The following is a 25,636-nucleotide window of genomic DNA, read 5'->3' as shown; positions in this document are numbered from 1 at the left end:
ATAGTAAAGACTTAGCAAAGCCTGAGAAAACCTGTGCCCCAATGAAAACCGTCCGTGAACTCTGCATCACACCCATTCCATTCAGACCGGTTGAACCGCTGAGTCTTTCGCCGGAAGTCGTCGGCCCAAGTCATCGATCTGCGCGATCCCGCTCACAGTGACCTCAACCACGCGACCGCTAGCGATATCAAAGAACAGGCCCGACACCACGACTCCGCGCTCCTCGACCCCGTGCCGCACCACCGGATGCGTATAGAGCGTCTCCAATTGCATGGCCACATTGACCATCGCGAGCTGATCGACCGAGCCGAATCCCGCCGCCGCCGCGGCGAACGCCACCGGGTGCCCGGCCCGGAAACGGTTGAGGCTGGGCTGCGCATTGGCAAGCCACGTGTCGAGCTCGGTTCCGGTGATCGCCCCGCCGTACAGCGTCTCCATCGCCCCGCAGCCGGAATGCCCGCACACCACCACCGATCGGATATCGAGCTTGTCCAGGGCGTAGACGAGTGCGGCCTCGATGGAGGAGTCGCTGCCATCGGCGGGGATCACATTGCCGACATTGCGGACGGTGAACAGATCACCGGGACCGCTATTGGTGATGACATTCGGCACGATCCGCGAATCGGCACAGGTGAGGAAGACCGAATGCGGTTCCTGACCATCACGCAGTCCGCCCAGATGCGGGCGCACGGCATGCGCATGGCTGCGGTGATACTTGGCGATACCGGTCACCATCGGGTCCGCGCGCCGGGCGGTGCGCCGCCAGGGCGCGAGTACCTCGTCGAGCATGCCCCGGGTCGGGATGCGGGCGGGCGGACCCACGGCGGCGGTGTCCATTCGGACCGGTCCCATCTCGACGAATTCGACAGTGCCACCGACATTCTCGTGCTGACGCACCCAATCGTGAATGGCTTCGTAGGCGGCATGGTCGAGAAAGTCGACACTCAGCTCGATCAGGACATCCGCACCCTCGGGCACCTTCGCGAATTCCGTGGACAGTCGAGGCAATGCCAGGAAGGTGCAGGTGCCGTCGATACTCACCATCCAATTGCCGTTCTCAGCGACCGGCATCGCCACAACCGCTACGCGCACCACCCGCCAGAGCAGCAGCGCGAAGGCGATGCCCAATCCGATCAGCACCCCTTCCAGGAGGTTCAGGAACACCACGCCCAGCACGGTGGCGGTATAGACGACGAGATCGCCGGTGCGATGCGCGAGTCGAATATCGGCCAGCTTCACCAGCTGTACGCCAACAACAATGAGCAGACCGGCCAGGGCAGCCTTGGGAATCTGCTGCACCACGCCGACCAGGGCGACCGCGAACACCAGAATCCACAGTCCGTGCAGCACCGAGGACGCACGAGTACACGCCCCGGCTCGCACATTGGCAGCACTGCGCACGATGACGCCCGTGACCGGAAGTCCGCCGAGTAGACCCGAGGTCATATTGGCCGCACCCTGACCCACCAGTTCACGGTCGAAATTGGTGCGCGGGCCGCTGTGCATCTTATCGACGGCGACGGCCGACAGCAGACTCTCCACGCTCGCGATGAGGGCGACGGTCAGCACCGTCATGGCGATCGTGGCCCAACCGCCCCGCGGAATCTCCGGCAGGCCGATGGCATCGAACAGTGAGCCGTTCAATACGATTCGCTCGATCTGGTCGGGCATCAGCATCGACAACCCGGTCGCGGCCACGACGGCGACCAGCGGACCGGGTACCACCCGGATCCGTCGCGGGAGATAGCGCCAGCCGAGCATGATCACAATGACGACGCCGCCGATCAGCACCGCTCCCCCGTGCAGATTCAGCAATTGCCCCGGTAGCTCCGTAATGTTCTGAAGGGCAGTGCTTTCCGAAGCACCGCCGAGCAGCACATGCACCTGTTGCAGGGCAATGGTGATGCCGATTCCGGCGAGCATGGCGTGCACCACCACCGGCGCGATGGCCAGTGCGGCACGGGCGATTCGACTGAGCCCGAAAATGATCTGCAACGCCCCGGCCGCGACGGTAATGAAACAAGCGCCTGCCCAACCGAATTGGGCGATCGTCTCGGCCACCACCACGGTGAGACCGGCGGCGGGGCCGCTGACCTGCAGCGTGGACCCGCCGAGCAATCCGGCGACCACGCCACCGACAACGGCGGCGATCAATCCCGCGGCGACGGGAGCTCCGGTGGCCACGGCAATACCGAGTGACAGCGGGAGCGCGACCAGGAACACCACGAGCGAGGCGGGCAGATCTTTTCGTAGCACCTCAACAAGACCAGGAAGCGACGTCCGGGCGGCTTGTTCGGTGTCGGTGGACATATCTCTCCTTCGCCGAATCGACTTCAGGCGATCCGGTTCATCGGTCAACATGTACTGGCATCGAGAGCGGGCGGGCGAAGCCGTGGAGCGAGGCCTCAGCGGAGCGAGACCCCCAGCGGAGCGGATACTCAGCGAAGGCCGGGCTAATCGTAAAGAGTCGGCAAAGGTGATGAAAAGCTTTTGCAGGAAGAAAGAGCCAACCGCTATCAAACTGTGACCTGGGCCACTTTTAGCTGGTCAAGCACCCATTGGGGTTATCGGTCGATCGACACACCCGCGAGACGAGAAGTACTACTACAGCGACAGCCACGATGATTTCGCCATCTGGACGCCACCGGCCGAACTGCCGGAGGTGTCCGGAACAGTCAGGCACGCAACGATATTCATCGAGAACGAACCGCGAACCTGAACGCCGATCCCGCACGCGGCGTCCACGCCGCGCCCGCCAGCGTGATCAGGTACACGAGGACATAGATGTTCATCAGGATCGGGGCGATCGGCCACGATGGCGGAAAGAGGAAGAGCCCGATCGACACCCAGGTCTCGTCCCACCGATAGGTCCAGGCGGCGACCGAGACGTAGAGCGCTACCGCGACGAGCCCCCACCACGGCGACGTCAGTGCTCGGTGGACGAGGTAGACGAGCAGGGGCACGAACCAGACCCAGTGATGCCCCCAGGAGAAGGGGGAGACGGCACAGGCGGTGAGACCGGTCAGCGTGACGGCCAGCAACCGCTCGCCCCGATCGTGCAGCGCCTTGGCGATCATCGAACCCGCCACCGCCACGGCTGCGGCGATGAGCAGCCACAACCACAGCGGCGGCGCGTGTCCCATCAGGTGCGCGAGTACACCGCGGATGGATTGGTTGGCGGGATGGGTGGCCTCGGCAATGCGGTCGGACCGCACGAATGTCGAGAACCAGTACTGCCGGGAATCCGTGGGCAGTACGATCCACGCCACCGCGATCGACCCGAGGAACACCGCGGACGCGATGGCCGCCGAGCGCCACTGCCGCAGGACGAGGAACTGCACGATGAAGTACCCGGGCACGAGTTTGATCCCGGCGGCGATCCCGACGCCGATCCCCCGCAGGCGGTCTCCGTCGTTGCGCGAGAAGTCCCACAGCACCAGCAACATCAGCCACAGGTTGATCTGACCGAAATACAGCGTGGTGCGCACCGGTTCGATGAATACACAGCTGATCGCCAGCAAACCGCTGACCACCGTCAACCACGTATTCGACCGATACTCGAGCATGCGCCAGCACAATCGGACGCACGCGAACAGCACCATCAGGTTCGCGGCCAGCCAGACGTCGGTCACATAGGCCCACGGCACCAATACAATTGGCAAGAAGACGATGGTGGAAAACGGAGTGTAGGTGTAGAGCAGTCCGAACAGGGTCGGCTCGGTGTACAGCGGGCGGCCCCACAGAATCCGCAGCGCCCCGTCCCGATAGATATGCGCGTCGAGACCGCCGACCAGGATTCCGGCCTTGTCCAACCACGGATCGACCGTCGTGAACAGCAGGACAACCGCGGCAGCGGCGGTCGCGGCCAAAACGAAAATGGTTGCGCTCGAACGGGGAAGTTCCACCGTCCGCGCGTCACCCACACCAATTACGTTAGCTAACTATTGGCCATCGAGCATGACCCCGAACCCGGGGTGTCGCGGTGGCACTGACCACATTCGCCCATAAGCGTCACGAATCGGCGCACCATCGATGCCGCGCCAGTTGCCCTCGCCGCGAACCCGGCTACCGCGCTGCTGCGGAATCGCCGCTAGGCGTGGACGGGCTCGGTCTGCTGAATCCGGGTGACCAGCCTGGTCAGGGAGCGGGCCAGGCGGCCACGGTCGTCGGCGAGTAGGTCGAGTCCGGTCTCGTTGAGCGCCTTCGTCATTACCTGGTGGGTGATCAGGCCGCGGCGGGTGGGGAAGACCAGGACGCGGCGACGGTCGGTGTCGTCGACCCTGCGGTGGACCAGGTTGTCGTCGATCATGGCGTCGATCAGCCGGGTCAGGCTGGCACCGCTCAGCAGGGTGACCTCGGCGAGTTGTGACATGGAGCGGCCGGAGCCCGCGGCGACGGCTTCGAGCACATGCCAGCGCCCGACGGAGGTTTCACCGATACATGCCGCGATCGCGCGATCCAGCTCGTGGGAAGCCAGACGCGCCAATCGCGCCAGCTCTGCCAGGGCAGCGGGGGCAGTGCTATCGTCCACGGAAGCACTATATACAACGTCGTACTTTAAAGATTCACATGGAAATATGCGGTGGTGATTTTCCATGGCACGCTTCACTTCTCGCGGTAGCCGCTCGACTGTCGATATAGCGCTGGTCGTTCCGCTGAGTGGGCCGGCCGGTTTGTTCGGCCCCTCCGCCGAGGCGTGCGCCGACCTCGCCGTCGAGGATATCAATGCCATGGGCGGCATTCTGGATCGCCCGGTGCGGCTGCATGCGGTCGATGCCGGTGCGCCCCTGCCGGAATTGGCCGCGCGAATCGGCCGGATGGTGGATCTCGGGCAGATCGACGGGGTCGTCGGCTGGCATCTGTCCAATGCTCGAAAAGTGATCACACCGCAGACGGCGGGCCGAATTCCCTACGTCTACACCACCTTCTACGAGGGCGGTGAGGATTCCGACGGCGTCTATATGGTCGGGGAGACACCCGATCAGCAACTCTTCCCCGCATTGCGCTGGCTGCGCGCGGAATTGGGAATTCGTCGCTGGTGCGTCATCGGCAACGACTATGTGTGGCCTCGGGAAACCGCGCGGGCGGCGAAAGAATTCGCCGCCACCACCGCCGATATCGAGATCCTCGGCGAAACCTATATTCCCCTGGGCGGGCGGCGCTTCGGCCACGCACTCGACCTGGTCCGCGACTCGCCCGCCCAAGGTGTCCTGCTGTTCATGGTCGGCGCGGATTGCGCCGCCTTCAACCGCGCATTCGCCCGCGCCGGACTCGACGACGGTCGACTGCGGCTGAGCATGATGATCGGGGAGGATGTGCTGTACGCCGGTGGCCCGGACAGCACGCGCGGATTGCACACCGCCTCGGGCTATTTCGAGAGTGTCATCAGCCCGGAGGGGATGGATTTCGGCAGCCGCTACGTGCGCCGCTTCGGCACCGTCGCGCCCGCGCTGAACAATATCGGCGAATCCTGTTACGAGGGCATGCTGCTGTTCGCCTCCCTGGCCGAGACCGCCCGGAGCCTGGACCTGCGCGCCATCGAACGCCATGCGGCGCAGGTCAGTTACGGCGGGCCACGCGGCGAGGTACGAGTGCGCGGTGCGCACACCACGCAGCCGGTCTTCCTGGCCGACGCCGACGCTCTGCGCTTCAGCGTGCTCGCGGAACTGGGTCGATAGCCCCCACCTCCGAGCCGTCGACGTAACGCCGTATTCACGTGCCGGTTCCGCTGCGGCGACATCCGCGGGTTTGTATCGTTCCCGTACGGAATACATTCATTTGAAAATAAGTGAGGTGAGCGTGCCCCTCTACGAGTTCCGCTGTCGCGACTGCGGCAGCTTCGATCGGAGCTTCGCGATGGCCGAGGTCCCGGCGGCGGTGGACTGTCCAGGATGCGCGGCCACGAGCAGGCGACAACCGGGCGGTGCGTTCATTCGCCCCGGCTCGGCCGCCGCCCGGCTCATCGACGCCACCACCCGCACCGCGAGCGAGCCCGCCGTCGTCGGCGCACCCGCCGCGCGAGGTGCCGCCCTGACCCGGAATCCGTTGCACCACAAACTCCCCCGCCCCTGAACCCGAAGGAGGGCCCCATGCCCGAACTGCTGTTCCCGCTGGATTCCGGCAAGAAGTTCACCGAGCAGAAGATCGTCGGACACAACCGTTGGCATCCCGATATTCCCGCACCGGTGACCGTGCAGCCGGGTGACGAGTTCCGGGTGCATGTGCGCGAATGGTTCGACGGTGCCATTCATAACGACGATTCCGCCGACGATGTGCTGAACGCGCCGCTGAGTACGGTGCACTGCCTGTCCGGACCTTTCGCCGTCGCAGGCGCACAGCCCGGCGATCTGCTCATTGTCGATATCCTCGATATCGGCCCTATCCCGCAGGAGGATTCGGGCCCCCTGGCCGGCCAGGGCTGGGGTTACACCGGCATCTTCCCGACCGACAATGGCGGTGGTTTCCTCACCGAGCACTTCCCCGACGCCTACAAGGCGATCTGGGATTTCAGCGGACACACCGCCACCTCCCGGCACGTACCCGGCGTGCAGTTCACCGGCATCATGCATCCCGGACTCATGGGCACCGCGCCGTCGGCGGCGCTGCTGTCGAAGTGGAACACCCGCGAGGGTGCGCTGATCGCGACCGATCCGCTGCGTGTCCCCCCGCTCGCCCTGCCGCCGGAACCGCGCGACGCCATTCTCGGCTCCCTCTCCGGTGCCGAATTCGACCGTGCCGCAGCCGAAGCCGCGCGTACCGCCCCACCCCGCGAGAACGGTGGCAATCAGGACATCAAGAACCTGACCCGGGGCAGCCGCGTCTTCTACCCGGTCTTCGTGGACGGCGCGAAGCTCTCCGTCGGCGACCTGCACTTCTCCCAGGGCGACGGCGAGATCACCTTCTGCGGTGCGATCGAAATGGGCGGCTTCCTCGATCTGCGCGTCGATCTGATCAAGAACGGTATGGAGCTCTACGGCGTCAGCGAGAACGCCATCTTCATGCCCGGTAACGAAGGTCCCAATTACACCGAGTACCTGGCATTTTCGGGCACCTCGGTCACCCTCGACGGCGAACAGCGCTACCTCGACTCCCAGCTGTCCTTCGAACGGGCCTGCCTGCACGCCATCGACTACCTCAGCAAATTCGGCTACAGCCGCGAGCAGGCGTACCTGCTCCTGGGCGCGGCCCCCATCGAGGGCCGCTTCTCCGGCGTGGTCGATATCCCGAATTCCTGTGCGACGGTCTACATTCCCACCGCCATCTTCGACTTCCCCATTGTCCCCACCGCCGCGGGCCCGATCACCATCGACCCCGGTATGGGCGCTCCTCGCGCCACCCGCTGAATCGTCGCCCTTCCACATCGCGTCGGACCGTCGATGAAGTACCGTCACGATCCGAACGAGGATGACTGTGAGGAATTGGCATTCGCATATGAGGAACTCGCCGCGCACCGAGCTGCCCGGCGAGTTCCTCGTCATGACTGGCACCGATCCAGCTGTGCGCGATGGCATCGAGCGCCACCTATATGAGATCGGAAAGTTCCGATGAACAGCGCAACGGTCGCCATCGGCGTATGGCTGATCGCCGTCGCGATATTCGCCATCGCAGGCCAGATGGTTCGAACCCCCTTGTGGCGAAATCGATTTCGCGACGTCGGCAAGGCACTGGCTTTGGCGCTGGTCGCCGCCCTCGCGACCGTCGGCTTGCTGCTGGCAATGTACTTTTGACCCGATCGCGCCGTAGCGCGAAGTCGCTGGATCTCATTCGCGACGCTTCTAGCGGACGGCCCGACCGACAGCCTCCTCGACGATCGCATCGAGCGGCGCGTCCGGCACTGGTGCCCGCGACCGCGGCGACAGCCTGGTAGACCCTCCTATTCGATGCACCGAAACCGCCCCGTCTCCCATCAGATTCTCGCAGTGGTCGTGACAGGGGCATGTCAGGTGGATGTCAGGCCGGAGGCCGATGGTTGTCCCCATGAACAGGCCGGGACCGAACAGCAGGAGAGCCGCTATGTCTACCTTCGCCACGCCGGGGCCCATCGCCGCCACCGTGCAGGTCGCCGGCGCTCGGGTGCGGGTCATCGCGAGCGATCGGACCGACACCGTCGTACTGGTCGAACCCATCGACCAGGCGAACCGGCACGACGTCAAGGTGGCCGACAAGACCAGGGTCGCATTCGCCGGCGGGCGGCTGTCGGTCAAGACCACCACCTCAGGCGGCAAGGACGGTTCGGTGGCGATCACGATCGAACTACCCACCGGCTCCAGCGTGGTGACGTACCTGACGCATTCGAGTGTGCACGCCGACGGCTCCTTCGGCGAGTACGAATTGCATATGGCGTCGAGTCGGGTCCAGCTGGATCACATCGACGCACTGCGCGCGAACAGCTCGGCCGGGGAGATCGTGGTCGGCCGTATCGCCGGACGCGCCGATATCAACGGCAGCGTGGTCGCGGTGCGGATCAACGAAGCCCATGGCGCGGTCGGACTGTCGAGCTCGGGCGGGCAGACCTGGATCGGTCACGCCTCGGCCGACCTCGATCTCAGCAGTGGCAGTGGTGGTTTCGATATCGACCGCGCCGACGCCGGCGTCACCGCCACGACCGGCAGTGGCGACATTCGAATCGGTCGGATGACAGGCGGGCACGCGCAACTGGAGAACCACTCGGGAACTATCGAGGTCGGCGTCGGCGCGAGCGCTGCCGCCCTGGTCGATGCCGACAGCAAGCGCGGGTCGGTGCGCAACTCTGTTGCAGCACAACACGACTTCGACACATTCGGCGACAAGGTCACGATCAATGCGCGCACGCGGCGTGGCGATATCATTATTCAACGTGCGGCGAGTTGACCGCGAACACCGGCACGTCGGTACTCGCGGGCTCTTCCCCTGCCTTCAGGAGCCGAGCGTGACCGCGGCCAGTTCAGCCCAACTCGACTCTGTCCCCGCCCGGGTCGCCTCGGCGAATCCCTCGTCACCGAGAATGCCTCGCGCGGACTGCTCGATCCGGGCCACATCCGGATGGGAACGATCCGACAGACCGCGCACGCCCGCGCTGGCCGCGAGCAGCCGCGCGGCCTGCTCGGGCTGTTGATCTCGCAGCGCCAGATCCGCGATCCCGACGAGCGCCCGCGCGATCAGGGTGGTGTGTCCCGTCTCCGACGCCGCCTGGAAGGCCGCGATGCGATATTGCCGGACGGCGTCCAGGTCCTCGGCGAGGTAGCCGAGGATGTCCTGTGTCACCGCGCGGATGAGTGACCGCTCCGCATCGTCGCCCAGCGTGGCTGTCGCAACGTCGAGTTGTCGGTGTGCCTGTTCGGCGTCGCCGCTCCAGCGGGCGAGCTCGGCCTTCGACAAGGCCAGCTCGGCCAGCACGGTCGGCCAGGCCACTCGTTCCGCGACCCGCTGCGCCTGCGCCATGGCCGCCGCGCTCGACTCCGCATTGTCCATCAGCCAGTACAGCTGGGCCTGCCGCGACCGCATCGGCACCACATCCTCGATGGCACCGACCTCGGTGACGACCGCGATCGCCTGTTCGTAGTGTTCGCACGCGGCGGCGAACTCGCCGCGCATAGCTATTCGGTTAGCCAGTTCGGTCCGGGCGAACGAAATTCCCCATCGGTCGCCGATCGCGTGGAACTCGTCGAGTGCCTTCGCCAGATCCGCATCCGCGGCCCGATCGCCGTGGCCGAGCAGGATCCGCATCTTGCCGAGCTGCAGCCGGGCCAGGGCGCGGACCCAGGGGTCCGTATCGGCCAGCAATGCTTCCCACGCGGGCAGGAACGCGTCCGGTCCCCGCAGCATGCGTTCCAGTGGAGCGGCGAATCTCAGCGCCGGGTGACCGCCCTGAACACGCTGGCTGATCTCGTACGTCTTGCGGATCCACTCCGCCGCCCCGAACTGGTCACCCTGTGGACCGGAGGTCACGAACTGTACGACGAACGCGTACACCGTGCCACGGATCTCGTCGGCCACCTCGCCGGACATGGTGGCGGCGGCCATGATCAGCTCATTGCCCTCCGCCTTGTGCCCGCCGAGCCACCAGTACCAACCGGCGGCGGCGGCGAGCCGCATCGCCGCGGCTGTCTCGTCGGCCGCGAGCGCACCGCGCATCGCGGCAGCGATATTGTCGTGCTCGATCTCGAGGGCGGCGAGCCATTCCAGTTGCTCGGCGCGGCGCAGGTGCGGCTCCGCGACTTCGGCGAATTCGGTGAAATAGGCGAGGTGCGCATGACGCGCCGGCTCCGATTCGCCCGCCTCCACGAGGCGCTGCTCGGCGTACTCCTTGATCGTGCCGAGCATTCGGTAGCGCGCAGCCAGGTCGCCCTCGGTGCGCACCAGCGATTTCTCGCTCAGCGCCTCCAGTAATTCGAGTACCTCCCCCGCATCGACCGCGTCGCTCGAGTCGGGCGCACTAGCGACTGCTCGCAGGTCGCTCGAAAAGGTCGGCGCCGCGCAGACCCGCTCGGCCGCTTCCAGGCTCGCTCCGCCCGCGAACACCGAAAGCCTGCGCAACACAACCCGTTCGGCGTCGGTGAGCAGCTCCCAGCTCCAGTCGACCACCGCGCGCAGAGTCCGGTGTCGTGGTAGCGCGGTACGGCTGCCGCTGGTCAGCAGGCGGAACCGGTCGTCGAGCCGATGGGCCAGCTGATCCAGGGACATGGTGCGGAGCCTGGCCGCGGCGAGTTCGATGGCCAGCGGCATGCCGTCCAGTGCCCGGCAGACGCGCGTCATTGTCGCCAGCGCGTGCGCGTCGAGCTCGAGATCCTTGCGGACCGCGGCCGCCCGGTCCCGGAACAACTGGACGGCCGGGGCGGATTCGAGTTCGCCGGGGGTGGCGGTGACCTCCGGTACGGCCAGCGGCTCGACCAGCCACAGTGCCTCACCGGTAATGCCGAGCGGTTCCCGGCTCGTCGCGATGATCCGCAACCGTCGGCATTCCCCGAGCACTCGATCGGCGAACCTCGCGGCCGACTCGATCACGTGCTCACAGTTGTCCAGGATCAGCAGTGCCTCCCGCTCGCGGAGCGTGGCGATGACCCGGTCCGTCGGATCGGCGTTCGGGGCCTCGCCGAGCAGAGCGTCCCGGCGGCCGAGCCCGGCGAGCGTCGCCTGCGCGACGTCACCGTCGGCGCCCAGGCCCGCGAGCTCCACCAGCCAGGCCCCATCCGGCAGGTCATCGAGCAGTATGCGCGCGGTTTCGGTGGCCAGCCTGGTCTTACCCGATCCGCCCGGCCCGATCAGGGTGGTGAGCCGGTGGTCGGCGATGAGTTCGCGGACCACCTCGATATCAGCGCCCTTGCCGACGAAGCTGGTCAGTTCGGCACGCAGGTTGGTCTTGCGGTTTTCCTCCCGGCGTCCCAGCTCACCGCGCAATAGCGCGACGTGCAGGGCGGACAGCTCCGGGGAGGGGTCGACGCCCAGCTCATCGGCCAGGGCCTCTCTGGTGCGCTCGTACACCCGCAGTGCGTCGGAGTCGCGACCGCTCGCGGCGAGGGCCCGTATCAGTGCGGCGACGAGCCGTTCTCGCATCGGATGCGCGGTGACCAGGTCGGTCAGTTCCGGGACCAGATCCGCACCGTTGCCGATGCCGATCTCCGCATCGAACCGATCCTCCACGGCGGTGAGGCGCAGTCCCTCGAGGCGGGTGACCGCGGCATCGAAGGCCGCGCTTTCCGGTAGGCCGATGTCCTGCATGGCCGCGCCGCGCCACAGCGCGAGGGCCTCGCGCAGCCGCCGGACGCGTTGTGCGCCCTCGTCATTGCGGGCCTGGGCGAGCAGGCGTTCGAACCGCACGGCATCGACGGCGTCGGGTTCCACCCGCAGCCGGTAGCCGTCCGCCTGCCCCTCGACCACACCTTCCGGCAGCGCCTTCCGCAGTCGGGAAACCAAGCGGTGCAGGGAGTTCGCGGCGTCCGATGGCGGGTGCTCACCCCAGATCCAGTCGACGAGTGTCGCTTTCGGGACCGCGTGACCCGGTTCGAGGGCGAGGGCGATCAACAGCCCGCGTAGTCGCGCGCCCGGCACGTCGGCGAAAGCGCCGTCATCCGTGCGAATTTCGAATGGTCCCAGGATCCCGATCTGCACCCGGCCGATCTTGCCACGGGCGGTGGCGAGCCCGCGCCGCCGCTGCGGAGCAGCACGTCAGCGAGGGGCAGGGCCGGTGTCAGAGCCGTGTCAGTCGCGTGTCAGGCCGGTCGGCGAATGTTGTCGCAACAGCCCGCCCCGAAAGGAATTCCGATGACTCGAACGGTTCCCGTACCCCACGGCCTCCCCACCAAGCGCGATGCGGGGCCCTTCGCCCCGCCCCGCCAGATCACCCAGCTGCGCGATGCTCGCCCGGTCAGTCCCATGGTCTTCCCCGACGGTCACGAGGGCTGGCTCGTCACCGGCCATGAGGCGGTCCGCCAGCTCATGTCCGACACCCAGTTCAGCTCGCGCCAGGACATCGGCGTGGTCCACACGGTCGAGGACATTCCGGATATGCCCGCCCAAACCGAACCGTCTCCGCAGATCCCGGGCTTGTTCATCGCCATGGATCCGCCGGACCACACCCGGCTGCGGAGCCTGCTCACCAGCACCTTCACCGTCAAGCGCATGAAGCAGCTCCAAGACCGCATCATCGATATCACCGAGCGGCAATTGGACGAGATGGCACGCCTGACCCCGCCGGTCGACCTGGTCAAGGAGTTCGCGCTGCCGGTGCCCTCGCTGGTGATCTGCGAAATGCTCGGCGTGCCCTACGCGGATCGGGAGACCTTCCAGGTCAACTCCGCCAAGTTCCTGGTCAAGGAGCAAGAAATCGAAGAGAAGATGGCCGCGTACGGCGCGATGACCGGATACCTCGCCGAACTGGTCACGGGTAAACGCGCCGAGCCCGGCGACGACATCCTGTCCGACCTGGCTCGCAATGACGACCTCAGCATCGAGGAGTTGGTAGGTATTGCCTTCCTGCTGCTGCTCGCGGGCCACGAGACCACCGCCAACATGCTGGGCCTGGGTACCTTCGCGCTCCTCGAACATCCCGACCAGATGGCCGAATTGCGCGCCGACCCGGAACTGATGCCCGATGCCGTCGAGGAGCTGCTGCGCTACCTGTCCGTTGCCGACATCTTCTACCGCTACGCCACCGAGGACATCGAACTCGGCGGTGAATTGATCGCCAAGGGTTCGACCGTCGTCGTCTCGCTACTGGCCGCCAATCGCGACCCTCGGCGCTTCGACGACCCGGACATCCTGGATATCCGCCGCAAGGGCGGCGGCCGCGTCGCTTTCGGCCACGGCATTCACACCTGCCTCGGCCAGCAATTGGCCCGCATCGAGATGCGCGCCGGTTTCGACGGACTGCTGCGCCGCTTCCCCACCCTCGAACTCGCCATCCCCGCCGATGAGGTGAAGCTCCGGACGGACATGAATATCTATGGCGTGCACGAACTTCCGGTCACCTGGACGGAAACGGCCGAGTAGGTCCACCCGGCAGTCGCGAAAGGAGACAGGGCAATGCGAATCATTGCGGATCGGGAGCGCTGTATCGGCGCGGGCATGTGCGCCCTCATCGCGCCGGAGATCTTCGATCAGGATGAGGACGACGGCAGGGTTCGGTTACTCGACCGGAGCCCGCGGCACGGTCACGCGGCAGTTCGGGAGGCCCTGGACACCTGCCCGTCCAGGGCACTCGCACTCGACGAGCCGCGCGAGTAAAGGCCGATCGACTGGGGCCAGGGTCAACGCTGGGCGCGGGACTGTCGGCGCACCGCCGCGCCCTCGATGACCGGGCCGACAGCGCCGCCGGTACGGGCGCGGCCCTGGTCGGCATGTCCGAGCGCTGACAGATTCGAGAACACGGCCAACTCATGCCCTACCTAGTACCCTACGTTCTATGGAGGCCAAGACGAACACCTCACGTTCCATGAAGTCCAAGTCCAAGTCCAAGACGAGCGTGTACCTCGACCCCGAGCAGGCGGCCCGTCTCAAGAAGGCCGCAGCGGAGTCGGGGCGATCAGAAGCCGATCTCATCCGCGAAGGGGTCGACCTCGTACTGCTGCGCTCGCACAAGGTGCGCCGCAGTCGACCGTGGCCATCGTTCGACTCCGGCGACCCGAACTTCGCCGCCGATAGCGAGGAGCTGCTGGGAGAGGCCTACGGGCAGTGAGCTTCTTCATTGCCGATACCTCGGCGATCATCGCCGCATACGATCGGGCCGCCGAATTACACAGCCGTGCACGTGATTTCCTCGCCACCTCGGTAGCTGTCGTCTCACCACTGGTGCTCGACGAGATCGATCATCTGCTGATCGCACGATTCGGCAAAGACCGTCATATCGCGAATCTCGTTCTCGACGATCTCCTCACCTCGGCCGAGGAAGGCGCGGTACTCGTACCGCCGGTCGATCGCGATGACCTCCGGGTCGCGCAGCAGATCATCCAGCAATACGGCGGACTTCGACTCGACCTCGCCGACGCGGTCAACGTGGTACTCGCTGAGCGCTACCTCACCAACGACATCCTGACGCTGGATGAGAAGGATTTCCGCGCCGTCAGACCGCTCACCCCCGCACACCCCGCGTTCCGGCTACTTCTCCAGGACCAGTAAGTCCTCGAGCCTGGAGGCGACGAGCGGATGGTCGAACAGCTCGACCCTTTCCGATGTCATTGGTCCAGTTCGCGACTGCGGTCCGCCTCGCGCTGACGGGCCGCTTCCTGTCGCCTCGCTTCAGCAGGAACGAAAGGGACAGTGACCGGTCGAATCCATGAAAGAAGACGGTCAGTCACTGGGTCACAGCCCTGACTCTTCGCCGGCATCGTCCCGGGCATGGTGTCCGGTGCCGGTCGCCTTCCCTCCGCCCCGATACTTCCGCTCAGCTTCCCGCTGGGCCTCCTGCTTGATCCTCTCGACTTCCCGCCGAGTCTGCTCCGGCACCATGACGCGAGTCTGATAGGAGCCCAACGCAATCGACGCGCCGAACCCGCTGGCCACCACGGCCACCCCCGCAATCCACGAGATGTGCCAGAACGCGGCGCCGACACCGATCATCGAGAAGCTCAGCCCGAGGGCCTTGGCGGTCGCCGGGAGGAATCGCAGGATCGGATACCCCTCCGGGTTGGGCCAGTCCGAGATCAGCACCAAGACCCCGAGATGCGGCAGGGCGATCGCAAAGGCAACGACCGCGATCATGGCGGTGAGGTCCATCGAGGGAGCGGTGAGGAATGGCTGCACAATGACGGTGCCAATCGCTATCAGCCCGCCGTAGATCAGGTTGTCCTGCCGTACCCACGCCGCCTTCTCCTCGGGCGTAATCCCGTCTAGCCACTTCTTGTCCTCGTCGCGCATACGCCCATCATCGGATGGCGCTGCCTGCGGAACGCGACATTGCGACAGCGTGTTGGAGAGCGCTGCTCCGTCGGTGTGGGTCAGCGCTTCCAGATACCGCTGGAGAGGAAGGCGTCCCAGGCCTGTGGACCGAACTCCAACTCAGGCCCGCCTGGGTTCTTCGAGTCTCGGACGGCGACCACATCCCCATCGAATTTGACCTCCACACACGCATTAGAGGCCTCGCTCCATCTGGACTTGAACCATTTGCCCGCAGGTGCTTCGTAAGTCACGCCGCGTACTCCTTCGCCAATCGCGCCACCATGTTTCGGGTGTCGCCTTCACTCAACGCTACTGATTGCAGGTCCGAGATCGCTGCCCGGTATCGCTGAACTACGTCGTCTCGATCGTTGTAGTCACCACCGCCCAACGCACGTTCGAGATACACGACCGGCGGTTCGACCGGTCCCCGTTGTCGGCGCGGAAAAGCCAGCAACGTGAAGCTCAGAAGCGTCAACCCTCGATGCGAGCCAACCTCGAACGGGATTACACGGATACTGATGTTGTCGCGCTCACTCACCTCCGCCAACCACTGAAGCTGCGCGGACATCACGACGGGGCCGCCAGGTTGGTGCCGCAGTACAGCCTCGGAGATGAGCGCTTGCATGCTGAACCCGTCCTCATCCAGCTTGGCCTGTCGACGGGTCGTCAACTCAACTCGACGTTCCTGGTTGACGAGAGACATTGCGGGATCGTCGATCCGAGCTATCGCCCGCCGGTAGTCGGCCGTCTGCAACAGTCCGGGCACGAGAACCAGCTGATGAGTCGTGATCTCATTGGCGGAGGTCTCCAGTCGCAATAGGTGCGGAAAATGCGAAGCGTACTGATCTGCGTACTCCCGCCAGTATCCTTTCGAATTCCCTTGAAGTTTAGCCACTTTGGCCTGTTCCCTGACTTCACTCCACAGCTCTAGCGCTTCCTTTCGACTGGCGGCGTCGACCGCGTAGAAGTCCAGAAGACTTTCGAGTTGCGGGGTGGTCAGTTTCGTGAGCTCGCCGTCCTCGAGCCGCCTGATCGTCATGCGGGAGACCTCTACGCGCAGCGCTGCCGCAAGTGGCGACTTCCCTGCCTGTTCCCGCAGATCGAGCAGGTATTTTCCAAACGCTCTGCGAGAGACCGTTGTTCCGGCCATTTTGTTAGCCTCGCTATCTGGGAGTGTTCGCAGTGAGCACGCTCATGGTGTGCACTCATCATATTTTGTGTGCATTACGCCGTGGGCAGTTCACGAATAATGATTTGGGTGTCTACTGAGATGTAGCACCAGGCGACGACATCGACATCCGCCGCTTCGGGCGTAAGGCCATCGAAAGTACCCACATTTTCAAGGAGTTCCAATGCTCCCTGCCTTGCTCCAATTGCTCTTGGTCGCTCTAGCTGTCGCGATTACCGTTGCCGTCGCCGCTTGGGGGATTTCCATCGACCGTTCCGAAATCCCGCCCACGCCAAGCGATCCGCTTCTGGTCGCGGGCGGACGCCAGCTCTACCGCATTCCGACCCACAACACCCACCGCGCCCACGGCCGACACCGAGCGCAGTGACGACATGTACTCCAGGCTCTCGCACTATCGGATCCCCGCCACCGTGCAGCTCAGCCCGATCACGGTGAAATGCCTGCTGTGGCGGCATCGCAACTGTGTCGAGGGTGACGCGCCCACACCCTCGCCCGCCTCGTGCAATGCGCGCCGACAGCTCCTCCGAGTCCACCGGGACAATGGCTGGCCCTGGCCCATCCCACGCGCGGACCAGCCGTCTCCCACCTCTTCCCGTCCCCAGCCACTCCCCAGGAGTCCGCGATGACCGGTCCCTTCGAATACGTACCGTCCTCCGACAGCCCGACCATCAGCCACGCCGCGCCCACATCACCTGCGGCATATAGTGATCGAGACATCAGGGCGGCGTTGCTGTTGCACGGCGAGGTCTGCGAGCGCAACGGTTGCGAACTGCGCCGGTTCATGGCGAATCTCGATCAGGAACGGGCTGGACGACGGCGGCCACGAGGACCGAACAGTGGTTCACATCGCGATATCCCGCTACCCGTCAGGGCTGACCGGTGAGTACCGCCATCACCGCATCGAGGAAGGCCTGGCCGCCCATGAGGTAGCCGCCCGCTATCGCGCCGACCAGGAGGCCGATCGGGCCGGTGATAATGCTGAGCATCATGAGACCGGCTGCGGCTCCGAGGATTCCGCCGAGGATTCCGCCGATGACGACGCCGACCATGTTCTTGTCGAGTTCGGCGACGAGACGGTCCATGGAGCCGATCTGGCGCAGCTCACCGATTTCCTTGGCGTCCACCCGCGGCGTCAGAGTGAGCTTTTCGCCGTTGTCGCTGATTTGTTCGGCGAGTTCCAGACGCTTTTCGGAGATTTCGAAGACCAATGGCACCGCCGCGACCGTGTCACCGTCGTCAGACTTCAGTAGCACCTTTCCGCCGTCGGCGGTGACCTCGAATTTACCGCCGTCGACCGAGGTGCTGATCACCTGATCGAAATGATCGAGCACAGCACGGTAGCCAATCCCCTGTTCTACGCCTGACCAGGCATTTTCCCGGCTGTCCAGGGCCGGCTTCGCTGCCACGCTTCCGGTGGCGATTCCCATGGCAGCAATGGTCAGCAGGGTTGTTCCAGCGAACGTGCCAAACTTCATTCTGAATTAATTCCTTTTCACAGAGCTCCGGCCGTAACCCGGCCGGTGTCACCACATTGTGCCCAGTGGACGGTGGTCGACCGCACGGCAATTTGGCGATAGTTGACAGCTCATCGTTGCCGGATCGTGATCTAGTCAGTTGATCAAAATAGTTGCACCACAGCATGACTCGACAGGCGCGCATCATGTGCTGTATACCTGGCGTGATCTTGGAACTGCGGCGGACGAATTCGCATCTCACGAAGGGTGATCGCCGCAGGAGTTCGACCTGGAGGAATGTATTGTCGCGCCGACGTTTCCATGCCGGCTTAACCTTGGCGAGTGTCGTGGTCGGTGCCGCACTGACAATGGCAGCCCTGATGGCCGCCGCACTGTCGCTGGTAACCACGGGTGCCGATACCAGCGCGGATACCAGCGAAAACACCGGTCCGACAACGGCATCGACCGCGTCGGCGGCAGTGGAACCACCGCTGCCCGTCCTCGGCGCCCGATCAGCGGACCCCGCCACCGGGAACATCAATAAAACCGCCACCCCGGGGACGCCCGCGGTGAATATCGGCGACTGCATGGAATTCGGTGCCAACACACATCCGGAAAAGGCTGTCTGCGGCAACGGAAACTCCCACTACAAAGTCGTCGCGACGGCGGCCGCGAACAACCACTGCCCCGCCGATGTCGATCATGTCCATCACCACCCCCGCCCGGGCACCGAACACGACCTACTGTGCATGGATATCGACTGGTCCGTCGGCGGATGCATCGAACTCGGCGGCGACGGCCCCCGCCACATCGACTGCCACGCCACCGACACCACCGAGGCGGTCCGTGTACTGGCGATCGAATCGAGTACCACCGATATCACCGCATGCCCGAGCAATGCCGGATTCGTCTACGACCAGCGGCGGATCGTGGTCTGCGTCGCCCACCTGTAAATAGCCGGTCCCCGAGTACGGCCATGAGCCCGGCCCCGGTGGTGGACGCCGATTCGCTGCGCAGCCCCTCGGCCCGTTGCCCGACGATCTCCGACGACGGAGCTAGTTACGAACGCCGTGTTCACACCCGCCGAACGCCGCCTTCGCATGATCTGCTGGTCCGGTCAACTCTGTCAGGTCGAAGCCATCGACGACTGGCGGCAACGGACTCTCAATCGGGAACATCCCAGAAGGCCAGCTCGTGGCGCATACCCTCCAGGAAAAGGGATTCGGCGCGAGCGGGATCCATATCGGACTCGTCGAGCATCTGGCCACAGCGCCGAGTCAGGGCGGCGAAGGCCGGATCGGCGTAGGTCTGAACCCACTGCCGGTAGCGAGGTTCGGTGGGCATGTTCTCGGCGAGGATGGAGCCGAGGGTGGAGTACCCCCACATGCACGGATACAGCGCCGCCAACCCGTCACCGTAGGAGGCGGCCGACTCCAGCAGAAACTCCGTATACGCCCGGCACGGTGCACCTTTCACCGCATGCTCCAGATCGGCCCCGAACTCCCCCGCCAACGACCGGTGCAAAGACAACTCCTCGTGATAGGTGGCATACGCCAAATCCACCAGATCACCCAGATGAGCAGCCGGAGCCTGCCACGCCAGCCGCGAGAACACCCGCACATAATCGAGCAGGAACAAGTAGTCCTGCTCGAGCCAGGACCGAAACACCGGCTCCGGCAGAACCCCCTTACCGATCCCGACCACAGTCGGGTGCTCGAGCTGCCGCGCGACAAGCGGATAACCCACATCCTCCAGATGCGACGAAAGACTCATACCCCTGAGTCAATCAGGTGCCGTGTACACGATGGCGATCACCGGTCCCGCAGGGGCTCGATCACCCGCCCATAGAAGACATCCGCTGCCGAGGTCACGCTAGCGATGAAGCTCGCCGCGGTCCCGGACCTCCGGCTGCCCATGGGGAGACTCTGCTCCAACGTGAAGTACACGATCGCACCGGCACGATCGGCGGTCAGCGCCTTGGGGTTCGCGCGCACGGTGTCGAGGTGCTCGCAGACCTCATTGCCGGGCTCGGAGAACACCGCTTCCACCTGCACATCGCCCGGCACGTCCTGGAGCTGTCTGAGCAACCACGACACTCGACGACCAGATGTTCCCGCATCGGGCGCATCGAGGGTGGTACGACAGCGAATCTTGTTGGTACGCAGGTCTGCCACAACCACGAGGTCACCTGACGCATCCGGAATCCGGAGGACAGCTTCGAATATTCCGTCGGTCGCCAACAGCTCCGCGACGGCAGCATTGCGAGCAGCGGGATCGACGCGGTGTCGACGAGGCAGGATGTGCCCGACGGTCAGCCCGAGTTCGGCGGTCAGCCGCAGCGAGAGATGGCGCGCCAACGACACCCAGGTATCCGCGACGGCGAGCGCCTTCTGATCCCCCGCGCGCAGGGTGCCCGCGGTCACCGCGTCACGAACGGCAACCCAGTGCCGACCCATATCGACGAACTCGGCCGCGCCCGAGCGCGGATGATCGAGGTAGCGCAGGAACTCACTCAGCAACCACGCCTGTAAATCGTCGTCGATACCCCCGTGCGACAGCAGCATTCGCGCCTCGTGCGCCACCTCCGCCCACGACAGGTGCCGCAGGGCGACCTTGGCTAGCTTGCGACGGTCGACCTCGACGGGCAGCTCTCCGGGGCCTGCGGGAATATCGTTCGACAGGCTGACCACAACGTCGTACTTGTTCTTGCGGGCCACGTCGAGATAGCTCTCGAGCTGGTCGTGCTTGAGCTTGCTGTTGCCGGTCTTGACCTCGAGCAGGCCGGTCCACACGCGGCTGCCTCGAACCACCTTGAGTACCACGTCGGGGATGACCTTCGATTCACCCCGCGCGTATTGCACCTCGGCATAGCCCTCGAAACTCCCTGCGGGAGCGCCCATCCGCGCGCAGACCGCCCGCGCGAACGGACGGACGGCCTGCATTGTCGCGATCAGCGCCGAGGTGGCACGCCGCTCCTGCTCCTCCCCTGCTCCGACGCCGACCACGGAGAACAATCGAGCCGGTTGCCAGCTCTCGTTCTCGGCCAGTTTGAACTCGAAAGGCTTGGCATTCTTCGCGACCCGCTTCGAGGTACGTACACCGCGGCGGCGGGGCACGGTCCGAACGCTGGCCGTATCGGGCTGCGCGACTTCGGTATCCGGCACGACACCCTCGGTGGAATCCAATACGACAGCGTCGGTGGAATCCGGTACGACAGCGGTCGGCTCGGGTTCGGCCGCTGATCCCGCATCGAAGGGCGTATCGGCCGATCGACCTTCCGCGTCGTCTTCGATCGTGACACCGAAATCCGTTGCCAGGCCCGCTAATCCGGAAGCCCATCCCTGCGCCACGGCGCGGACCTTCCAGATACCGCCGCGGCGGTACACCTCACCGAACAGGAACGCTGACTCTGTCGTGGCGTCAGCGGTCGCGTACTCTGCCAGCGCCTGCCCCGCTCCGTCGACAACACAGAACGCTATGTTGCCCAGCTCTCCGAAAGTCCTGGTGCCGACGCTGCCAGCGAGTGCGACCGTGTGGATATCGTCCGGGATCGCGGACAGGTCGATGGCGATCCTGGTCTGCGCACCCCCCTCGGTCGCACTACTACCGAGGAATCGCACCGATCCGTCCGACGATTCCGGTTGGTTGTAGAAGACGAAATCACTATCAGAGCGAACCTTTCGGTCCTCTCCGATTAACAGGGCCGAGGCGTCCACCTCGATTTCCGATTCCGCCCACCCGATAACGACATCGACACGTTCGATATCACCGGGCAGCGACACATTCTGGCCCTTCGAAAGAATCGAAGCCGTCAAGGTTTGCCTCTCCACTGTACGAGCACGTCGCATCGACACTGCCACATAAGAATTCGGCACTCCCACGAGAGTTGTTACAGTTCCGACCGACCCGTATTTTCGTTAGCACGCCGCAGATAGCCCACGCCCGACCCGAATACCCGACTCCCGGTAGAAATTTCGATTCCGCCCGGAAGTATGGAGGTACACGGTACTCTTTCCTCAAAGCTGTTGCCTTCAAGCGTATTTCGACAGCTTCGTGCGCCGCCACCGCATTCGCCGGCGCGATTCAACCTTGCCATAGCTCCGGAATTTCCTCTCCGTGACAATGACGTCCGCGGCTCAACTCCTGCAGCAGGAGGCCGACAGCACGATCGCACGAGAATTCTCCGGACTCAACAGGATCGAAAGGGTAGGAACATGGCTGACGCGCGTTCGAATCAATTGCGGTTACTGGCTCCCGATCAGGAAGCTGATGTCGAGGCGGTGGTCAATGGGTTGCTGACAGGGGCCGCTACCGGCGTTCCGGAGTATCTCGTCGACGATATCGCCGCGGTTCGGGCTCGAAGCAATCTCGGGAAGGTATTGATACCGGGGGCGGGGGGTGTGCTACTCGATGGGATTGCCGCTTGGCCGCTGACCGGTGGGCCGCACCCGCTGATTGTCATGCCTGCCGGGTTGGATCCGACCGGTTGGAAGATGTACTCCGGAGCCGTTATTCGGCTGCTGATGCGCGGTTACGCCGTGGTCGCATATACCGAACGTGGGCTACCCGGGTCCGAAGGGGAGCTGACTGTTGCCGGGCCCGAAGATGTCGCGGATGGGAAGAAGGTGATCGACTGGGCATTGGAACATACTCAGTTGAACGCCGACAAGGCGAAGATCGGGATGGCCGGCATCTCGTACGGTTCCGGGATCAGCCAGCTCGTCGCGCAGGCCGACGATCGGGTCAAAGCCGTTGTCGCACTGAGTACCTGGGCTGATCTGGGCGAGGCGCTCTACGATAATGGGACGCGCCATACGGCGGCGGCGGAAGCGCTCGCCTTGATCAGCGACCGCCCCAGCGCGGAACTGTCGAAGGTGCTCGACGACTTCCGGGCGAACACGAATATCGACCTGGTCCTGGACTATGCGAGGGACCGCTCCCCCGCTCATCTACAGGGCACGCCACGAGCCGTACCGACTTTCTTCACCAGCTTCTGGCACGAGACGATCTTCCCGCAGAATCAGCTGCTCGAATACTTCGATCGCTTTCCCGAACCCAAGCGCTTGGATCTGGCGGTGGGCGACCACGGCGCGGTGGAGATTCCCGGCCTGCTACTCGGCGTGTACACCCGCACCACCGAGGCCGCCTACGACTGGTTCGATCGCTTCCTGCTCGATATAGACAATGGCATCGACCACGACGGTGCGGTGCACACCGAGACCATGCACACCTTCACCGTCGGCGCCGCCGCGGATCTGCACTCCTGGTCGAGGTCGGCAAGACGCTACTTCCTCACCGCACCCCAGGACGAATCCTCGTACGGCACATTGCGTTCAGAGGCCCCGCCCGCGTTCAGCCAGAACTTCCAGGCGGGCGGCCAGCAGGCGCGAGCGGTCGAGAAGCTCGTCGAGGACGGGTTCCGCGAGCGACTGCTCATGCCCCGTCGCCAACCACTCGCCGATATCGACCGCACGACCGCCGCCATCTGGACCACCGGCCCGGCATTCCTGCGCCCCCAACACCTCGCGGGCATCCCCGAGGTCGCGCTGACGGTCACGCCCACCGGCGACATGGTCACCCTCATTGCCTACCTCTTCGACCTCAACCCCTTCACCGGCGCGATGCGCATCATCACCCACGCCGCCACCACGGTGCACAACCAGCAATCCGGTCAGCCGACCGCCGTGCGGATCCGCATGCAAGCCACCGACTATCGAATCCCGATCGGCCACAAACTGGTCCTGATCACCGATGCCCGCGATCACCTCTACTTCTACCCCGGCGATCCCGACACCGGCGGCACCGTCACGCTGTCGAGCGAATACGGTCCCGCCTACGTCGATATCCCGATGTCCTCCTAGCCGATAGCAGCAATTCCGGACACGTTCGCAGCCGCTGTTCATCCGAACCGCGGCTGCGGCATTGCGGCTCACCATCACTCATCCGATCTCCAAATCTGTTGTTGCCGTGCGTAAGCCGAGTAATAGGGGCAATTCGGTACTGGAATGCTGTTGCGCTGGACGCGAATCGAGTGAGCCACGGCAATGGCGCCAATGAACAGACCGGTCCGCCGCTCGGTGCGCGGGCCTTGGCGATGGTGCACCTGTCGATGCACGACGGGTTCACCGGCGCGCACGGTCCCAGCGCGAAATACGGTCCGTACCTGCCTGACTTGCCACCGGCGCCACCGGGCGCATCCGTAGCGGCGGCGGTGGCCGCCGCGGCCTATACGGCATTGACATCGCTGTTCCCGAGCCAGACGGAGTCCTTCGACCAAGCACTGGCGGATGCGGAGCTGAGCGGCCCGGCGTCGACGATGGATTGAGATTCGGCCGGATCGTCGCCGAACAGGTTCCGGTGACCGCTCGAGCGACCCCAGTGTGAGCGATGACGGCTGCGAGACTTCGCCGGAGCGTTTCCGGCGCTTGGGCGTGCTCGTCGAACGCGGCCAAAATGGCGCTGGCTTCGACGATGACAGCGGTCACTCGCCGAAGCCCCTGTTCAGTTCCGCGGCGATCTCCTCGGCATCGAGTGGCCGGTCGCTGCGGTATCCGCCGGTGGTGGGACGCGGCTTCGTTGCGCTCTCGTCGATAAGCCGGTCGATCTGCTGGGCGAGGGTTAGGCCGTGGGCTGCCGCCAGCCGGTGCAGCCGGTCTCGAGTCGCCTTCGGCACCTTGATGGTTGCGGCGGTCATACGATCGAGTATGCCGAGGAGGCCTCCGTGGTCACCGTCGTATTCGCCGCCGACCTGCGCGTGCGATCGCCACCCTGCCTGCGCTGATCTTCGCCATCACGCTGCGGGTTCTCACCGGGAAACGGCGGCAGGCTGTTCCAGCGCGGGCAGCCGCTCCGATTGCGCGATAACCTCACGCGCCAAAGCCCGGTACTGTTCCGCACCACGGGATTTGGGCGCCCAGGTGGTAATGGGTTCGCCCGCGATGCTGGCATCGGGGAAGCGGACGGTCCGCGAGATCATGGTGTCGTAGAGCCGCTCGCCGAAGACCTCCTTGACCCGCGCCAGCACCTGACGTGCGTGCAGTAGGCGCGAATCGAACATGGTGACCACAATGCCGAGCAGATTGAGCCGAGGGTTCAACCGGTCGTGCACCTTCTCCATGGTGTCGGTGAGCAGCGCGAGCCCACGCAGTGAGAAGAACTCGCACTCCATCGGGATGATCACGCCGTCGGCGCAGGCGAGCGCGTTCACGGTGAGCAGGCTCAGCGCGGGCTGACAGTCGATGAGGATGTAGTCGTAGCGGTCCCGAATCGGATCGAGGACCCGCCGCAACAGCTGTTCCCGGGCGACCTCGTTGACCATCTGGATTTCGGCTGCGGACAGATCGATATTGCTCGGTAGCAGGTCCATATTGTCGACGCAGGTATTGACCAGCACCTCGTCGATCGGCGGTGCGTCCCTGCCGAGCAGGTCATAGATCGTCAAGGTCAGGTCATTGTGGGCGACACCGAGACCGGCGGATAGCGCGCCCTGCGGATCCAGGTCGACCAGTAGTACGCGCTGGCCACATTCGGCGAGCGCGGCACCCAGATTGACGGTCGAGGTGGTTTTTCCGACGCCGCCCTTCTGATTGCACAGGGCAATTATCCGTGCTTCGCCGTAGGGCACCTCTGCAGTCACGATCCG

25 protein-coding genes are annotated in these 25,636 nt (G+C 64.7%); 13 read left to right on the top strand and 12 right to left on the bottom strand.

From position 1 onward, the window contains the following. Window positions 1-81 precede the first annotated feature (81 nt). From NU1_RS13945 to NU1_RS13935, 3 genes are all read right to left on the bottom strand, one after another. Window positions 82-2,337, bottom strand: a complete 2,256-nt coding sequence (locus tag NU1_RS13945; protein ID WP_371859790.1) for a SulP family inorganic anion transporter — start codon at window positions 2,335-2,337, stop codon at window positions 82-84. Window positions 2,338-2,693: 356 nt separating this feature from the next. Continuing rightward, window positions 2,694-3,923 (bottom strand): glycosyltransferase 87 family protein, encoded by a 1,230-nt coding sequence (locus NU1_RS13940; RefSeq protein WP_245720115.1) that lies wholly within the window; start codon window positions 3,921-3,923, stop codon window positions 2,694-2,696. Window positions 3,924-4,090: 167 nt separating this feature from the next. After that, window positions 4,091-4,531, bottom strand: a complete 441-nt coding sequence (locus tag NU1_RS13935) for a MarR family transcriptional regulator (RefSeq protein WP_067521333.1) — start codon at window positions 4,529-4,531, stop codon at window positions 4,091-4,093. Window positions 4,532-4,595: 64 nt separating this feature from the next. On the opposite strand from NU1_RS13935, the gene NU1_RS13930 reads away from it, so the two are divergent. From NU1_RS13930 to NU1_RS13910, 5 genes are all read left to right on the top strand, one after another. After that, window positions 4,596-5,678 (top strand): substrate-binding domain-containing protein, encoded by a 1,083-nt coding sequence (locus NU1_RS13930; protein ID WP_067521331.1) that lies wholly within the window; start codon window positions 4,596-4,598, stop codon window positions 5,676-5,678. A 115-nt stretch (window positions 5,679-5,793) separates the two neighbouring features. Continuing rightward, complete coding sequence (locus tag NU1_RS13925) at window positions 5,794-6,072, top strand: FmdB family zinc ribbon protein (protein ID WP_084521278.1); 279 nt, start codon at window positions 5,794-5,796, stop codon at window positions 6,070-6,072. A 17-nt stretch (window positions 6,073-6,089) separates the two neighbouring features. Next, entirely contained in the window at window positions 6,090-7,343 is a 1,254-nt protein-coding gene (fmdA, locus tag NU1_RS13920; protein WP_067521325.1) for a formamidase, read from the top strand. A gap of 201 nt (window positions 7,344-7,544) precedes the next feature. Continuing rightward, entirely contained in the window at window positions 7,545-7,727 is a 183-nt protein-coding gene (locus NU1_RS13915; RefSeq protein ID WP_067521322.1) for a hypothetical protein, read from the top strand. 286 nt (window positions 7,728-8,013) lie between these two features. Further along, entirely contained in the window at window positions 8,014-8,850 is an 837-nt protein-coding gene (locus tag NU1_RS13910) for a DUF4097 family beta strand repeat-containing protein (protein ID WP_067521319.1), read from the top strand. 45 nt (window positions 8,851-8,895) lie between these two features. On the opposite strand, the gene NU1_RS13905 is transcribed toward NU1_RS13910, so the two are convergent. After that, window positions 8,896-12,087, bottom strand: a complete 3,192-nt coding sequence (locus tag NU1_RS13905) for an ATP-binding protein (RefSeq protein WP_067521316.1) — start codon at window positions 12,085-12,087, stop codon at window positions 8,896-8,898. A 153-nt stretch (window positions 12,088-12,240) separates the two neighbouring features. On the opposite strand from NU1_RS13905, the gene NU1_RS13900 reads away from it, so the two are divergent. The 4 genes from NU1_RS13900 to NU1_RS13885 all read left to right on the top strand — a co-directional run bounded on the left by NU1_RS13900 (window position 12,241) and on the right by NU1_RS13885 (window position 14,592). After that, a complete protein-coding gene (locus NU1_RS13900) occupies window positions 12,241-13,467 on the top strand; it encodes a cytochrome P450 (RefSeq protein WP_067521313.1) in 1,227 nt (408 codons plus the stop codon). A 33-nt stretch (window positions 13,468-13,500) separates the two neighbouring features. Then, a complete protein-coding gene (locus tag NU1_RS13895) occupies window positions 13,501-13,701 on the top strand; it encodes a ferredoxin (RefSeq protein WP_067521309.1) in 201 nt (66 codons plus the stop codon). Window positions 13,702-13,879: 178 nt separating this feature from the next. After that, on the top strand, window positions 13,880-14,152 hold the full coding sequence (locus NU1_RS13890) for a ribbon-helix-helix domain-containing protein (RefSeq protein ID WP_084521277.1): 273 nt from the start codon (window positions 13,880-13,882) through the stop codon (window positions 14,150-14,152). Next, window positions 14,149-14,592, top strand: coding sequence for a PIN domain-containing protein (locus tag NU1_RS13885; RefSeq protein ID WP_084521276.1), 444 nt, complete (start codon window positions 14,149-14,151; stop codon window positions 14,590-14,592). The genes NU1_RS13890 and NU1_RS13885 overlap by 4 nt, the downstream gene beginning before the upstream one ends. A gap of 183 nt (window positions 14,593-14,775) precedes the next feature. Here the strand turns inward: NU1_RS13885 and NU1_RS13880 are convergent, their stop codons facing one another. From NU1_RS13880 to NU1_RS13870, 3 genes are all read right to left on the bottom strand, one after another. Next, complete coding sequence (locus tag NU1_RS13880; RefSeq protein WP_067521306.1) at window positions 14,776-15,330, bottom strand: hypothetical protein; 555 nt, start codon at window positions 15,328-15,330, stop codon at window positions 14,776-14,778. Between the two features lie 80 nt (window positions 15,331-15,410). After that, window positions 15,411-15,602 (bottom strand): DUF397 domain-containing protein, encoded by a 192-nt coding sequence (locus NU1_RS13875; RefSeq protein WP_067521303.1) that lies wholly within the window; start codon window positions 15,600-15,602, stop codon window positions 15,411-15,413. Continuing rightward, window positions 15,599-16,501, bottom strand: a complete 903-nt coding sequence (locus NU1_RS13870) for a helix-turn-helix domain-containing protein (RefSeq protein ID WP_084521274.1) — start codon at window positions 16,499-16,501, stop codon at window positions 15,599-15,601. The genes NU1_RS13875 and NU1_RS13870 overlap by 4 nt, the downstream gene beginning before the upstream one ends. 202 nt (window positions 16,502-16,703) lie before the next feature. Between NU1_RS13870 and NU1_RS41390 the strand changes: the two genes are divergently transcribed. Further along, on the top strand, window positions 16,704-16,907 hold the full coding sequence (locus NU1_RS41390) for a hypothetical protein (protein ID WP_157552218.1): 204 nt from the start codon (window positions 16,704-16,706) through the stop codon (window positions 16,905-16,907). A gap of 499 nt (window positions 16,908-17,406) precedes the next feature. Here NU1_RS41390 and NU1_RS13865 read toward each other — a convergent pair whose 3' ends face one another. After that, entirely contained in the window at window positions 17,407-18,015 is a 609-nt protein-coding gene (locus tag NU1_RS13865) for a DUF8020 domain-containing protein (protein WP_067521297.1), read from the bottom strand. A gap of 347 nt (window positions 18,016-18,362) precedes the next feature. On the opposite strand from NU1_RS13865, the gene lppU reads away from it, so the two are divergent. Next, entirely contained in the window at window positions 18,363-18,947 is a 585-nt protein-coding gene (gene lppU, locus NU1_RS13860) for an LppU family putative lipoprotein (protein ID WP_157552216.1), read from the top strand. Between the two features lie 211 nt (window positions 18,948-19,158). Here lppU and NU1_RS13855 read toward each other — a convergent pair whose 3' ends face one another. Together NU1_RS13855 and NU1_RS13850 are read right to left on the bottom strand one after the other, a co-directional pair. Beyond that, the gene (locus tag NU1_RS13855; RefSeq protein WP_067521292.1) at window positions 19,159-19,767 is read right to left on the bottom strand and encodes a TenA family protein; all 609 of its coding nucleotides are present in this window, start codon (window positions 19,765-19,767) and stop codon (window positions 19,159-19,161) included. A gap of 38 nt (window positions 19,768-19,805) precedes the next feature. Beyond that, window positions 19,806-21,809 carry a TerD family protein gene (locus NU1_RS13850; protein WP_157552214.1) on the bottom strand — a complete coding sequence of 668 codons (2,004 nt, stop codon included), beginning with the start codon at window positions 21,807-21,809 and terminating at the stop codon, window positions 19,806-19,808. 399 nt (window positions 21,810-22,208) lie between these two features. Here NU1_RS13850 and NU1_RS13845 point away from each other — a divergent pair, with 399 nt between their 5' ends. Continuing rightward, complete coding sequence (locus NU1_RS13845; protein ID WP_067521289.1) at window positions 22,209-23,855, top strand: CocE/NonD family hydrolase; 1,647 nt, start codon at window positions 22,209-22,211, stop codon at window positions 23,853-23,855. Window positions 23,856-23,953: 98 nt separating this feature from the next. Further along, the gene (locus NU1_RS13840) at window positions 23,954-24,319 is read left to right on the top strand and encodes a hypothetical protein (RefSeq protein ID WP_307643830.1); all 366 of its coding nucleotides are present in this window, start codon (window positions 23,954-23,956) and stop codon (window positions 24,317-24,319) included. Window positions 24,320-24,475: 156 nt separating this feature from the next. Here the strand turns inward: NU1_RS13840 and NU1_RS13835 are convergent, their stop codons facing one another. Next, window positions 24,476-24,688 (bottom strand): hypothetical protein, encoded by a 213-nt coding sequence (locus NU1_RS13835; protein ID WP_067521284.1) that lies wholly within the window; start codon window positions 24,686-24,688, stop codon window positions 24,476-24,478. Between the two features lie 111 nt (window positions 24,689-24,799). After that, window positions 24,800-25,630, bottom strand: a complete 831-nt coding sequence (locus NU1_RS13830; protein ID WP_245720114.1) for a ParA family protein — start codon at window positions 25,628-25,630, stop codon at window positions 24,800-24,802. Window positions 25,631-25,636 lie beyond the last annotated feature (6 nt).

This window comes from Nocardia uniformis NBRC 13702 (assembly GCF_001613345.1).
In the GTDB taxonomy this organism is placed as follows: Bacteria; Actinomycetota; Actinomycetes; order Mycobacteriales; family Mycobacteriaceae; genus Nocardia; species Nocardia uniformis.
Note: the sequence above shows the minus strand (reverse complement) of the source record. Positions and strands in the feature narration are given on the sequence as shown.